Consider the following 13985-nt stretch of genomic DNA (forward strand, 5'->3'; position numbering starts at 1 on the left):
CCTCGTGCGGAATCAGAATTTGCCGTAGTAGCCTTCTTTCAGGGCGTCGAACAGGTTGGCGGCGGTGTGAATCTCGCCGTCGTACTCGATCTCGTCGCCGCCCTTGGCCTCCACCTTGGTGCCGTCGGACAATTCGAAGCGGTAGGTGGTGTTGTCCAGGTCACTTTCCTTGACCAGCACGCCCTGGAAGGCCTCCGGGTTGAAGCGGAACGTGGTGCAGCCCTTCAGGCCCTTCTCGTAGGCGTAGCGGTAGATGTCCTTGAAGTCCTCGTAGGGATACTCGGTGGGCACGTTGGCCGTCTTCGAGATCGAGGAATCCACCCACTTCTGCGCCGCCGCCTGGATGTCCACATGCTGCTTGGGCGTGATGTCATCGGCGGTGATGAAGTAGTCCGGCAGCGCGCTCTCGCCCTCCTCCGGGTACGGCTTGGCATCGGCATCAATGAAGGTGCGGTAGGCCAGCAGCTCGAAGGAGAACACGTCCACCTTTTCCTTCGACTTCTTGCCCTCGCGGATCACGTTGCGGAAATAGTGATGCGCAAAGCTCGGCTCGATGCCGTTGCTGGCGTTATTGGCCAGCGACAGCGAGATCGTGCCGGTGGGCGCGATGGAGCTGTGGTGGGTGAAGCGGCAGCCCTTCTCGGCGATTGCATCGATGACAGCCGAATCCACCTCGGCGACGCGCTGCATGTAGCGGCTGTATTTCGCCAGCAGCACCCGTCCCTTGATCGTGTCGCCTTCCTTGTAGCCGTCCTTCGCCATTTCCGGGCGCTGGGCCAGCATTTCCTTGGTGACCGTGTAGTCCTCGTCCATGATCGGCGCCGGGCCCTTTTCCTCGGCCAGTTGCACGCCAGTCTGCCAGCCCACCAGGGCCATCTGCTTGGCGACTTCCTCGGTGAAGGCCACCGAACGCTCGTCGCCGTACTGCATGCCCATCATCGTGACGGTGCTGCCCAGGCCCAGGAAGCCCATGCCGTGGCGGCGCTTGCGTTCGATTTCGGCGCGCTGCTGCGGCAGCGGCAGGCCGTTGATCTCCACCACGTTGTCCAGCATGCGGGTAAACACCGAGACCACTTCCCGGTACTCGTCCCAGTCGAACCAGGCCTTGGGCGTGAACGGGTCGCGCACGAACTTGGTCAGGTTGACCGAACCGAGCAGGCAGGCGCCGTAGGGCGGCAATGGCTGTTCGCCGCAGGGGTTGGTGGCGCGGATGTTTTCGCAGAACCAGTTGTTGTTCATCTCGTTGACGCGGTCGATGAGGATGAACCCGGGTTCGGCGAAGTCGTAGGTGGAGGTCATGATCATGTCCCACAGCCGGCGCGCCTTGACGGTGCGCTGGATGCGACAGGCAACCAGGCCTTCCTCGTTGCTGACATAACCGTCGCGGCTCGGCCATTCCCGCCACTGCACCAGGCTGGTGTCATCCAGATCGATGCCGTCGGTTTCCACTTCCTTCGGCGACAGCGGGAACACCAGCGGCCAGTCCGCGTCCTGGTCCACCGCCTTCATGAACTCGTCGGTGATCAGCAGGCTCAGGTTGAACTGCCGCAGGCGGCCGTCCTCTCGCTTGGCGCGGATGAAGTCCATGACGTCCGGATGGCCGACGTCGAAGGTCGCCATCTGCGCGCCACGGCGGCCGCCGGCCGAAGACACCGTAAAGCACATCTTGTCGTAGATATCCATGAACGACAGCGAGCCCGAGGTGTAAGCGCCGGCGCCGGAGACATAGGCGCCGCGATGCCGCAGGGTCGAAAATTCATAGCCAATGCCGCAATTGTGGATGACCATCAGGCCACCCTCACCGGCGAGGTAGTTGTTGTGCCTTTCGACGGTGAAGTCGTAGAAGGTCTCGCCGATATCGAGGCCTTTCTCTACCGATTCCACCGGTCGCAACGTCCGCGCGAGAGAGATTTGTCCAGCCAGGTGCGGAAAACGTTCGAGCCAACGGTCCAGCCAGACCCGGCTGATGACAGTCTTGCGATGGTAGCCATGATAGAAACCAAGGCGCTGCCGCTCGGCGTGACCGAGGCCCTTGACCTCGCCCTCCAGGGCCTGGGTCAGGACGCCGGGTAAACAGTACATATCGTACTGTCCGGCCTGGCTCGCATGTTCACGAATGCGATTCCGCTTGCCGCTATCGGCCATGAACGACGAAATCACTCGCAGGAACGAGGAATCCGAGATCTTCAGTGAGACGCCACCGCTGTCACGGATGGTGTTGCCGTTGTAGACGTGGCTGCGCGGCTTCCGATGCGTCACCCCGCCATGCACTCCGAACAGGCCCAAGAGGTGCTTCAACTCCTCGGCAAATGCCGAATTCTGGGTCGCGATCGTGACGCTGCCCCGCTCCCGACTGACCGTGCCATCGGTATCAATCAGCCCCGCCAGGAACGGCAGGAAATACTGATCCGGCCGTTCGGCCACCCAACGGGGTACGTGCAGGGTCGCGGTCTTGCAACCGACCTGATCATCGATCAACTCCGCCGCCCGGCTGGCTTCGAAACTCGATACCGTGTAATCCCAGACAGCGGTGCCGTTCGGTGTCGCCGATTCCACAACCTGCGCCGTGGAACCGCAGAATCCGCGGAAAAACGCGGCATACCGTTCCACCACTTCCCGTTCTGCCGCACGGATCTTGAAAATCAGGCGCTGACCAGCGGCGCTGGCCCGGCGAGCCCAGGCCGTGCGACTCGGCTTGTAGGTGAACTGCTTGGCATAGGCACTGCCGTCGCCAAGGTGCGCACCGGCAAACCATGCCTGGCCAGCAGACGCATTATCTGCCGCCCAGGCAAACGCGTGATGGACGAGCCCGTCCGTCTCGGCGACTTCGTCGGCCCGAACGTAGGCCAGCCGTTCGTTACGGTAGACCAGAACCGGATGCTTGACCGAGGTCTTCAGCACGGTACCGGCAGACCGAATGGCGATATTTTCGCTGCGGGGCACACGCGTCACCATGTGCTTTTCGATGCGACGCATCTCGAAGGCACCACTATCGCGGTCATAGCAGAGCATCATGCCGTGCCGCTCCCTAACCGCCCGCTCGGCGGTCACGGCACCGTGTTCGGTAACAACCGTGGTCTCGGGGGCCACACAACCCGCCTTCAGCGTCAGCCCCGCCTCGTGGACCTTCTGCAGGATGTCGTCCATCGAGTCGCCGATGGTGCCGGAGACCGTGCAGTTGATGGTGCTGGTCGCAGGCTTGTGTTCCTGAGCGCCGGCATTGGACGTGATGCGGCCGGCCGGAATCGCGCCGTGACGCAGCGCCCAGAGGAACTTGCCGTACCACTCGCGGCGCAGTTCCTCGGTGGTTTCCACCTCGGCCAGCGCCTCGGCCACCCGTCGCCAGGTGTGGTCGACGGTCTCGTCGATGACGCGACCGTCCTTGGCCTTGAGCCGGTATTTCTTGTCCCAGATGTCCATCGAGGCACTCTGGATTTCTATCTCCGCAGCGTTGGCCGGCAGCGTCTTTGCAGTGGCGGTGGTCATGTCCGGGCGTCTCCCTCGGTCGGAATGGCGATAGGTCAGTGACTTGCCCTGCTTATCCACAGGGTGCCCACAGGCGATGCACTGGAAAAACACAATATATAAACGTGCTGTTCTTGTTACACCCAATATGTTGGGGTGTTTTCCCTCATGATAGACCGCAGTGGATTGAAGTCAACGGCCCGGAACGGCTTTTTGTGATGGGGTTCAAGAAGGGCAAGAGACACAAGATGTTGGGGGCCGGCGCGAAGCGCCGGCCTGGCATACCGACAATCGATTCGTTGCTAAATCACGACAGTTTTAATAACGCGACAAATTTTTGTCGACAAGCCTTGGGTAACGTGCCATATAAATCGAACCGATGACCAGTGCTGGCCATGGGCAATGGGGAATCGCCGTCGTGGCGAGGACTTGGACGATAACGACACGCTGGGCGACGACGCCGTACACCTTGTCGAACGGGCTCTTTCGCGCCAAGCGATTGAACGGAGAAAACGAACAATGCAAAAACGTCAATTGGTGGGGTTCGGGGGGCTGCTTCTTGCCGGTCTGCTCGCAAGCCAGGCTGCGTCGGCGTCAGATATCGACGTCCAGGTGCTGAAACCAAGCGGGACCATGTTTGTGGAGAGCTTTCCCGCCAACGTTGCGGTGGAGCTTGAGATCGACGCGAGAAACTCGCAGGGGAACTGCGTCAACAGCAACGTACAACGAATCGTCGTTTCGGCCACACCACTGCCAGATGGTGACAACCTGGAAATCCATAATTCCGGAACAGGCTCCGCGGGTCTGAGCGGTTGTCCGGACAGCTATACATTTGACTGGACAGTCGCCGCTCCAGGATCCTACGGCCTGCTCATCAGCCTGCGCAGCGGCAGCACAACCGAAGCCTTTGACTTCGAGCCGTTCGAGTTCGACCTGTTCGAAGTCATCGACGTGGAATACCCGGCACCGCCCGCGGTTGCCAATGCGTACTTCAATCAGGAATACAAGGGGACGAACGGGCGCTTCCGCGGCTGCGTGATCTCAAAGATCGCAGAAGCCCACGCCAAGGACAGCGCCTACGGGCCGAAGGGCGGACCTTACGACGAGGAAGCGATCCACGGAGATGTGGATACCTATGTCCTCTCGGGGCAATGCCGACCGTAGACCGTCATGACAGCCGCAGCAGGTCTAAATCGCGTCACTGAGGCGCCCCCGGCGCCTCGGTCAGTTTTTCACTCATCGGCCAACGGATAAACGGCACTAGGTTCGCGGCGTCGCGGAGCGGGACATGGCTTACCCCAGACATGCGTCGGGGCCGACACACCGGAAAGAGAACGGAATCCGGCGCGGCCTATCTACGTAACACCCGGCGAATCCTCAAGGCCTCAGAGCACGCGTGGATTCGCTGCGCTTAATCCCACCCTACGGCGGCAGAAGACGCGCGGCACACGGAAACCCGAGGAGCCTTTTCGTCCGTAAACCGAACACCTTCCTCGTCCGAAAACCGCCGCGCGGGAGCGGCTATTTCTTCACTTCCGTCACCGACAGCGGGGCCCATGACTGACTGACCGGCATCATCTCGATGCGGTTGATGTTGACGTGGGCGGGCATGTTGACGACCCACCAGATGGTCTCTGCGATGTCCTCGGGGCGGATCGGGCCCTTGCCTGCGTAGAGGGATTTCGCCTTCTCGGCATCGCCGCCGAAGCGGACGATGGAGAACTCGGTTTCGCACAGACCCGGCTCGATCAGCGTGGCGCGGATCGGGCGGCCGGTGAGGTCGGCCCGCAGGTTGCGGGTGAACTGCTGGACGAAGGCCTTGGTTCCGCCGTAGGTATTGCCGCCCACATAGGGCCAACTGGCGGCGGTCGAGCCCAGGTTCACGATGTGGCCACGGTTTCGCTCCACCATGCCCGGCAGCACGGTGTGGGTGGCGTAGAGCAGGCCCTTGATGTTGGTGTCGATCATGACTTCCCAGTCGTCGACATCGTATTCCCAGGCCGGCTCCAGACCTCTGGCGAGGCCGGCGTTGTTGACCAGCAGCTCGACCGAAGCGAAGGCCTCCGGCAGATCCCCCAGGCCCTGCTCCACCGCCTTCCGGTCACGCATGTCCATCGGCCGCGCCAGCACCCGGTCGGGGCCACCGAGCTCGTCGACCATTTCCTGCAACCGTTCCTCACGGCGGCCGGTGAGAATGAGCTTCCAGCCGTCGGCGGCAAAACGACGGGCCGTGGCGGCGCCGAAACCGGAGGTAGCGCCGGTGATCAGGGCAATGCGATCCATGAGGTCTCCATTTACCAAAGACTTGAGTGGTCAGGTTTAAGGAAACACTGATGTATTCCCGCGTCTGCGCCCGAGACCGGTTTTGGTCAGCTGGCAAGGCGCGGTGCCGGTTCGGTAGCCGTCGCTACCGGCCCGGTGGCGCAACACAGCCAGGGGCCAAAACCGGCCGGGCCCTTCGGGTTGGGCCGCATTTTTCCCGAATGCTGTGTTGCGCTGCTTGACCGCAGAATGACTGCGGTGCTGCGCAGCGCGCCTTGCCTCGGAGAAAAATGCGGACTCCAACGCCGACGTGCGAATACATCAGTGTTTCCTTAAGTGTTCGGACGACTGATCAGGCCGGTCCGGCCTGGCGTTCGCGGGCTTCCAGCTCCCGCAGGTCCGCGGCCACGGCATTGCTGGAGCGGGTAAAGCGGGCCAGCAGATCGTACAGCACCGGGGTCAGGAACAGGGTCAGCATGGTCGCCAGCGCCAACCCGCCGATGATCACGATACCGATGGCGGTGCGGCTCTCGGCGCCGGCACCAGTGGACAACACCAGCGGCAGCGCACCGAACACCGTGGAAATGGCGGTCATCAGGATCGGCCGGAAGCGCAGCACGGTGCCTTCAACAATGGCCTCACGCACGCTGCGGCCCTGATCGCGCAACTGGTTGGCGAATTCCACGATCAGGATGCCGTTCTTGGCCATCAGGCCGATCAGCAGGATCATGCCGATCTGGCTGTAGATGTTCAGTGATATGCCGGTGAAAAACAGGGCGGCCAGCGCGCCGGTGATCGCCAGCGGCACCGAGAACATGATGATCCCGGGGTGAACGAAGCTTTCGAACTGCGCGGCCAGCACCAGGAACACCACCACCATGGCCATGGCGAAGGTCAGGTAGATGGCGCCGGAGGTTTCCATGAACTCCTGTGACAGCCCCAGGTAGCTGATCTGGGCCTCGTCCGGGAGTTCTTCGGCGGCGATGCGCTCCAGGTAATTCAGTGCGCTGCCCAGGTCGTAGCCCTCGGCCAGCGAGGCGGTGATGGTCACCGACGGCAGGCGGTTGACCCGGCTCAGAACCGGTGCCGAACCCAGTTCCTCGGTGCGGATAACGCTGGACAGGGGCACCAACGCGGCGTTGTTGCCAGAGCGAACGAAGATGTTTTCCAGGTCCGATGGCGTGCCCCGGTCGGCATCCCCGGCCTGCAGCATCACGTCATACTCGCGGCCACGGTCCAGATAAGTGGTGACCTGGCGCGAGGCGAACATGGTCTGCAGCGCGCCACCCACGTCATCGACGGCGATATCCAGATCCGCCGCCTTCTGCCGGTCCATGACCACATTGAGCTGCGGCCGGGTTTCCTCGTAGTCGCTGTCGATGTTCAGCAGCCGCGGATTCTCGTCCCGCGCCCGGGCCATAACGCGTTGCGCCCATTCATCAACCTGGCTGTATTCCGAACCGCCGATGACGAACTGCACCGGGGCCTCGAAACCGCTCTGGCCCAGTCCAGGCGGGTTGACCGCGAACGACTGCATGCCAGGCAGACCCAGCAACTGCGGAAAAATCGAGCCGACAATCTGTTGTTGCGAGCGTTCGCGTTCGTCCCAGTGACGCAGGCCGACAATGGTAATCGGCCGGTCGATCTGGCCACGGAAACCGGAGATGGTGAGCACGCGGAAGGCATCGCCCTGCTCCACCAGCGGACTCAGCACCTCCTCCATTTCACGTAACTGCGCGTCGACATAGGCCGGCGACGAGCCCTGCGGCGCCGAGCTGGGAATGATAAAGACACCACGGTCCTCGGTGGGCGCGAGTTCCTCTGGCAGCACATTGATCAGCTGCACGGCAGCCAGCCCCACCACCCCGCAGACCGCGAGAATTACCAGCGGGACATTCAGCGCCTTGACCAGCAGCCAGCGGTAGCCACTGGTCAGGCCGCGGAAGCCGCGTTCGGTGATCCGGTAGAGGAAGCCCGCCCCCTCCGGCGGCCGCAGCCATTTGCTGCACAGCATCGGCGCCAGGGTCAGGGCAACGATACTGGAGAAGATCACCGCCGCCGCCAGCACCAGGCCGAATTCGGTGAATAGCCGGCCGACATTGCCCTGCATGAAGGCGATGGGTACGAACACGGCCACCAGCGTCAAGGTGGTGGCAACGATTGCGAAGCCCACCTGCCGGGCGCCACGGTACGCCGCCAGCAGCGGCGGTTCGCCATCGTCGATGCGCCGCTGCACGTTCTCCAGCATGACGATGGCATCGTCCACCACCAGGCCGATGGCCAGGATCAGGGCCAGCAGCGTCAGCACATTGATCGAGAAACCGAGCGGCCCCATGACCGTAAAGGCGCCGATCACCGCCACCGGAATCGTCACCGCCGGTATCAGCGTGGCCCGGATCGAGCGCAGGAACACGAAGATCACCAGCACCACCATGGTCACCGCGATACTGAGGGTGATCAGCACCTCGCGGATGGACTCGCGGATGAAGATCGACTCGTCGTAGCCGACCTCCATGCGCATGCCGCTGGGCAGGCCGGGTTCGATGGCCTCCATCTCGGCGCGGATGCCGTCGGAGACGGCAATCACATTGGACTGGGACTGACGGACGATGCCGAGGCCCACCGCCTGCTCGCCGTTGGTGCGCAGCGACGTTCGATCATCCTCGACGCCGCGCTCGACCTGCGCCACCTCGCCCAGCCGAAGCTGATAGCCGTCATCGCGGCGAATCACCAGGTTGGCGAACTCCTCGGCATCCTTGAGCCGGGTATCGGTACGGATGGTCAGTTCACGCTGGTCCGATTCCACCCGGCCGGCGGGTAGTTCCAGATTGTTGCGCCGCAGTGCCGCCTCGATGTCGGCGACAGTGACGTTGCGCGCCGCCATGTCCTCGCGGTTAAGCCACACGCGCATGGCATAGCGTCGCTCGCCACCGATCCGGATACGGGCGACGCCGTCGATCACCGACATGCGGTCGACCAGATTGCGCTCGGCGTAGTCGGTGAGTTCCTCCGGCGACATGGTGTCCGAGGACAGGGTCAGCCACATCATCGGCCGGGCGTCGGCATCGGTTTTCTCCACCACCGGCGGATCGGCGTCCTCCGGCAGATCCGCCGTCACGCGGCTGACCGCGTCGCGCACATCGTTGGCGGCGGCATCGATATCGCGGTCCAGATTGAATTCGATGGTGGTCTCGGCCTGGCCGTCGCGGCTGGCGGAACTCACCGAGCGAATGCCATCGACGCTGCTGATCGCACCCTCAATGATCTCGGTGACTTCGTTGTTCATGACCTCGGGCGCGGCGCCTAGGTATTCGGTGGTCACGGAAACCACCGGCGGGTCGATGTTCGGGTACTCGCGGATCGGCAACTGCATCAGCGAGGCCAGGCCCAGCAGCACGATCAGCAAACTCAGCACCGTGGCCAGCACCGGCCGCTTGACGGAAATGTCGGAGATAATCATCTCACGCCACTCCGACCGGGACGGACAGGACCACGGCTGGCTGTGTCATGTCAGTTCTCCACCAGCGCATCGCGCTCGATCTCGCGGCGGACCTGCACCTCGGCACCATCCCGCAGGCGCTGCTGGCCAGCCACCACCACGGTGTCGCCGGCCTTGATGCCATCGACGATCTGCACCTCGCCACGGCGCCGCTGGCCGATGACCACATCGACCTGCTTCACCTTGTCGTCATTGACCACGTAGGCATAGAGCGCGCGCCCCTCCGTGAGCAACGCCTGTTCGGGGACGATGACCGCGTCGGTCTGTTCGCGCAGCACCAGATGCACGTTCATGAACATGCCGGGGCGCAGGTCGCCATCCTCGTTGTCGAATTCCGACTGCACGCGAATGGTGCGTGTGACCGGATCGATGCGGGTTCCGATCCGGGCCACCTCGCCGCTGAACTCGCGGTCCTGGAAACCGACGTTGCGGGCACTCACACCCTGGCCAAGACGCAGTGCACCGAGGAAACGCTCCGGCACCGAGAAATCGACCCGGACCACACTCAGGTCGTCCAGCGTGGTCAGCACGGTGCCCGGGTCCACAAAGGCACCCAGACTGACTTCGCGCAGGCCGGTCCGGCCATCAAACGGTGCCAGCAGGCGGCGATCGCGCAGCCGGCTGCGGGCAACCGCCACGCGGGCCTCGGCAGCCTGGCGAGAGGCGTCCAGCTCATCCACCTGAGCCTGCGGCACACTGCCATCCTCGCGTAATGCTCGGGCGCGCCGCAGCCGCTGTTCCACGTCGCGCAGGTTGGCCTGGGCCTCACGCAACTCGCTCTCCTCGCGGACCGGATCCAGTTCGAATAGGACATCACCTTCGGCAACCTGCTCGCCTTCTTCGAAACCGATCCGGGTGATCCGCCCGGCCACCTCGGCCACCACGTCCACCGATTCGCGGGCAACTGTGGTGCCGACGGCCTGTACCGATTCCTGAATGGTGCCGCGCCAGGCCTGGACGACATCGACTGGCGCCGGCTGGCCTCCGCCCCGCTGCTGTGGCTCCTCGGCCGCGCCATTAGCCGCACCGGATGTGTCGAACCACTGCCAGGCGAAGTAGGCGCCGACGGCAATTGCGATGACCGCGACCAGTTGCAGCAGGAGACGTGTCACATGAATGTCCTTGCGGTGAAGGTGAAGCTGACCAACCGGTCAACAGTGTATATCAGCCCATTCCTTCATGGACATGGCAGGCGACCGTTTGATCCGGACGCACCGGTAACGGATCAGGTGAGAGTCGGACCTCGTCGTTTGGTACACTTCTGTGTATCCCTTTTCGCTCCATCAAACTCGAGGAACCCTCGATGACCCGTATTCTGTTCTTGCTGCTCATTGCCCTGCCGTTGCTGGCCAGCCAGCCGGTGTTCGCCGACGATGGGACGGAAACCGTGCTGATCAATGTCAATTCCGACCAGGGTCAGGTACAGGGAATGGCGATGGAACTTGCCACCAAACTGGTTCAGGCGGACAAGGAAGTGCGCATTGTGCTGTGCGGTGACGCCGCCGAACTGGCGCTGGAGGAAAACATCCCGTCCAGCCTGCGGCCGCGGGATGTCAGCCCCAAGGAAATGATGCTGGAAGCCGTCAGTCTTGGTGCCACCGTCCAGGTCTGCCATCTGTTCCTTCCCAACACCCGCTTCGGTCAGTATGACGAGGACGACCTGGTGGAAGACGCCAGCGTGATCTCGGCCGAAGAGCTCGCCGAACTGGTCACCAAGAGTGAAATCCGCCGGTTCTCCTACTGAGATTTCACCCGTCACCTTCGGCGCCGCGGGTACAGCAGCACTGACAACGTTGTCGTCTCGCGACATATTGAACGACGAAGCGGTCATGGCAAGCTGCCGGCAGAGACTGATTGAGTGGTCGGACCTGCTACTATCCGCAAGGAATGCGCCGGTGCATTCCCGCGCCTGGATTTGCGTTTGAATCTTTTCCTGGGCAAGGCTCACTGCGTCACGGCCGTGCGGCGGCCGTGCGGCGCAGACGTAACCTGGCGCAGGTGTCGGAACACAGGCACAGTCGCTTGAGGAAAAACGGGGTTTTTCGGTGGCAGTCCCGCAACGGACCCGTGTTGCCGGCAGTCGCCGCGCGCGGCTCATGACTCGCTGGATCCCTTTGCGTGAGTGTCCGCCGTCGGGTCCTCGCGAACCGATAGCGTGGTTTCTTGTCTGCGCTCGCATTGACTCAGAATCCGGCGCCGGCCGGGATGGACCCGCTCAGTGAACAAACTGCATCTCAGGCTGCTGGCCGTTCTCCTGCTCGCGATTGGCGGCGGTGCCACCTGGTACAAGATGGCGGTCCTCGGGCTTCCGGTCACACCGGATAGCACGACACAGATCTGGACGGTAGAGGCCAGGATCACGTTCGAAGCCGATGGTGGACCGAGCCAGGTCAACCTGGCCATCCCCCACAACCCACCCGGCTTCAATGTGCTGGGCGAGGATTTTGTCTCCGGTCAGTATGGCCTGGCGCGGGACCGGGAGGGCGACAACCGCGTCGCCATGTGGACGGCACGCCGGGCAAGCGGCAACCAGGCACTCTACTACCGCATACAACTGGCCGAGGATGCGAACGGCGAGACGGACATGACCAGCCCGACGCCAAGCTACCCGGAGGTGCCGGACTATCCGGAACCGTTCGGCTCCGCCGCACTCACGGTCCTGCAGGATGTCCGCGAGGAGTCGGCGGATATCTCCTCGTTCACCCGGCGCCTGCTGCTGCGCTACAACAGCAGCGACCCCGGCGAAAACGTGCAGGTACTGCGCGGGGACATCGACAGTGCAACCGCTCATGTCGACAACCTGATCGACATCCTCGCCGGCGCACGAATCCCGGCCCGTGCAGTCCAGGTGCTGACGCTCCGCGACCGGATGCGACGCGCCGAGATGAATACCTTCCTTGAGGTCCATAACGGCAGCGAGTGGATCCCGTTCAACCCGGTGACCGCGGAGCGTGGATACCCGTCCAATGTGCTGGTCTGGAAGCGGGGATCCGAGCGCCCGCTGAGCGTCAGCGGCGGCTCCTCCGGCGATCTCGAGTTTGCTGCCGCGCGCACGGTGCGGGAGGTCGTCGCGGTCGCCGAACAACGGGCCATGCAGCGCGGCACCTCAATGCTGATGGACTTCTCGCTGTTCAGCCTGCCGGTGCAGGCGCAGAACACCTACCGCCTGCTACTGCTGGTTCCAATCGGCGCGCTGATGATGGTGTTCCTGCGCAACGTGATCGGCATTGCCACGTTCGGCACCTTCATGCCCATCCTGATTGCGCTGGCGTTTCGCGAAACGCAGCTTGCCTGGGGCATTTTCCTGTTTACCTCGGTTGTGGCCATCGGCCTGGCGATTCGCTTCTACCTGGAGAACCTGAAGCTGTTGCTTGTGCCCCGACTGGCCGCGGTGCTGATTGTCGTGGTCCTGGTCATGGCGGTGTTCAGCATCATCAGTCACAAACTTGGGCTGGAGCGCGGACTGTCCATTGCGCTATTCCCGATGGTCATCCTGGCGATGACCATCGAGCGGATGTCACTGGTCTGGGAGGAACACGGGGCCGGGCAGGCCATACGTCAGGGCATCGGCAGCCTGATCGTTGCCATCCTTGCCTATCTGGTGATGTTCCAGCCACAGGTCGGGCACCTGGTGTTCGTGTTCCCGGAGCTGCTGCTGGTTGTGCTGGCGGTGGTGCTGCTGATGGGCCGCTACACCGGTTACCGCCTGACCGAACTCTGGCGTTTCCGGCACCTGATACTGGACCGAAACCGACAATGATCAGGCTGTTCAAGTCCCTGCGGCAGGCCGGCATCCTCGGCATGAACGAGCGAAACGCGCGCTTTGTCATGCTGCACAACAAGCGCAGCAACTATCCACTGGTGGACGACAAGCTGATCACCAAGCGACGTGCCCAGGACGCCGGCATTCATGTGCCGACCCTGTACGGCGTCATCGAGATCGAGCACCAGATTCGCGGGCTGCCGAGGATGCTTGGCGAGATCGAGGATTTCGTGGTCAAACCGGCCCATGGCAGTGGCGGCAACGGCATCATGGTCATCACCGACCGCCACGGCGGGAATTTCCGCCTGGCCAATGGGGTACTGGTGGGCATGGAGGAAGTCGGCCACCACATCTCCAACATCCTCAGCGGAATGCACAGTCTTGGCGGCCAGCCCGACCGCGCGATGATCGAGCAACGCGTGCAGTTCGACCCCATGTTCGAGGAAGTCAGTTATCGGGGGGTGCCCGATATCCGTACCGTGGTGTTCAAGGGCGTACCGGTCATGGCCATGGTCCGACTGCCGACGCGGCGCTCCAACGGCAAGGCCAATCTGCACCAGGGAGCGCTGGGCGTGGGCCTGGACATGGGTACCGGGCTGACCACAACGGCAGTCTGGAAGGAACGCTTCGTCGACGAGCATCCGGATACCGGCAACCCCATCGCCGGCCTGCGGATTCCCGAATGGGGCACGCTGCTGGAACTGGCGGCTCGCTGCTACCACCTGGCCGATCTCGGCTACCTCGGCGTGGACGTGGTGCTGGACCGGCATCAGGGTCCCATGGTGCTGGAGCTGAATGCCCGCCCGGGCCTCAGCATTCAGCTGGCGAACCGACGTAGCCTTCTAAGGCGCCTGGAGCAGGTCGAGGCACTGGACGACATCCCGGAGGACCCGAGACAGCGGGTGGCGATTACCCAGGACCTGTTCGCCAAGAACAATCCGCCGGCGCCGCAGACCGTCATTGCGTGACGTACAGCACGGCTGGACCTGCCTTTCT

At 63.0% G+C, this 13985-nt stretch carries 8 protein-coding genes; 4 read left to right on the plus strand and 4 right to left on the minus strand.

Annotated elements, in window-relative coordinates; all coding sequences use genetic code 11:
- Window positions 1–12: 12 nt before the first annotated feature.
- Window positions 13–3486: an adenosylcobalamin-dependent ribonucleoside-diphosphate reductase gene (locus M0534_RS01930; protein WP_248566716.1), complete on the minus strand. Its 3474-nt coding sequence runs from the start codon at window positions 3484–3486 to the stop codon at window positions 13–15.
- Between the two features lie 408 nt (window positions 3487–3894).
- Between M0534_RS01930 and M0534_RS01935 the strand changes: the two genes are divergently transcribed.
- Window positions 3895–4629 carry a hypothetical protein gene (locus tag M0534_RS01935; protein WP_248566717.1) on the plus strand — a complete coding sequence of 245 codons (735 nt, stop codon included), beginning with the start codon at window positions 3895–3897 and terminating at the stop codon, window positions 4627–4629.
- A 357-nt stretch (window positions 4630–4986) separates the two neighbouring features.
- Here M0534_RS01935 and M0534_RS01940 read toward each other — a convergent pair whose 3' ends face one another.
- The 3 genes from M0534_RS01940 to M0534_RS01950 form a co-directional block, all read right to left on the minus strand.
- On the minus strand, window positions 4987–5748 hold the full coding sequence (locus M0534_RS01940) for an SDR family oxidoreductase (RefSeq protein ID WP_248566718.1): 762 nt from the start codon (window positions 5746–5748) through the stop codon (window positions 4987–4989).
- Window positions 5749–6079: 331 nt separating this feature from the next.
- Window positions 6080–9187 (minus strand): efflux RND transporter permease subunit, encoded by a 3108-nt coding sequence (locus tag M0534_RS01945; protein ID WP_248566719.1) that lies wholly within the window; start codon window positions 9185–9187, stop codon window positions 6080–6082.
- A 50-nt stretch (window positions 9188–9237) separates the two neighbouring features.
- The gene (locus M0534_RS01950) at window positions 9238–10338 is read right to left on the minus strand and encodes an efflux RND transporter periplasmic adaptor subunit (RefSeq protein ID WP_248566720.1); all 1101 of its coding nucleotides are present in this window, start codon (window positions 10336–10338) and stop codon (window positions 9238–9240) included.
- 191 nt (window positions 10339–10529) lie between these two features.
- Here M0534_RS01950 and M0534_RS01955 point away from each other — a divergent pair, with 191 nt between their 5' ends.
- The 3 genes from M0534_RS01955 (at window position 10530) to M0534_RS01965 (ending at window position 13957) form a co-directional block, all read left to right on the plus strand.
- On the plus strand, window positions 10530–10970 hold the full coding sequence (locus M0534_RS01955; protein WP_248566721.1) for a DsrE family protein: 441 nt from the start codon (window positions 10530–10532) through the stop codon (window positions 10968–10970).
- A gap of 474 nt (window positions 10971–11444) precedes the next feature.
- Window positions 11445–12986 carry an inactive transglutaminase family protein gene (locus tag M0534_RS01960; RefSeq protein ID WP_248566722.1) on the plus strand — a complete coding sequence of 514 codons (1542 nt, stop codon included), beginning with the start codon at window positions 11445–11447 and terminating at the stop codon, window positions 12984–12986.
- Window positions 12983–13957 carry an alpha-L-glutamate ligase-like protein gene (locus M0534_RS01965; RefSeq protein WP_248566723.1) on the plus strand — a complete coding sequence of 325 codons (975 nt, stop codon included), beginning with the start codon at window positions 12983–12985 and terminating at the stop codon, window positions 13955–13957. The genes M0534_RS01960 and M0534_RS01965 overlap by 4 nt, the downstream gene beginning before the upstream one ends.
- The last annotated feature ends 28 nt before the right edge of the window (window positions 13958–13985 follow it).

It is taken from the genome of Methylonatrum kenyense, from assembly GCF_023195885.1.
Lineage (GTDB): Bacteria > Pseudomonadota > Gammaproteobacteria > Nitrococcales > Aquisalimonadaceae > Methylonatrum > Methylonatrum kenyense.

Excerpts from the sequence above, each read along its gene's own strand:
- M0534_RS01930 (WP_248566716.1), bottom strand. The coding sequence starts at position 3,486 with ATGACCACCGCCACTGCAAAGACGCTGCCGGCCAACGCTGCGGAGATA.
- M0534_RS01940 (WP_248566718.1), bottom strand. The coding sequence starts at position 5,748 with ATGGATCGCATTGCCCTGATCACCGGCGCTACCTCCGGTTTCGGCGCC.
- M0534_RS01945 (WP_248566719.1), bottom strand. The coding sequence starts at position 9,187 with ATGATTATCTCCGACATTTCCGTCAAGCGGCCGGTGCTGGCCACGGTG.
- M0534_RS01955 (WP_248566721.1), top strand. The coding sequence starts at position 10,530 with ATGACCCGTATTCTGTTCTTGCTGCTCATTGCCCTGCCGTTGCTGGCC.
- M0534_RS01965 (WP_248566723.1), top strand. The coding sequence starts at position 12,983 with ATGATCAGGCTGTTCAAGTCCCTGCGGCAGGCCGGCATCCTCGGCATG.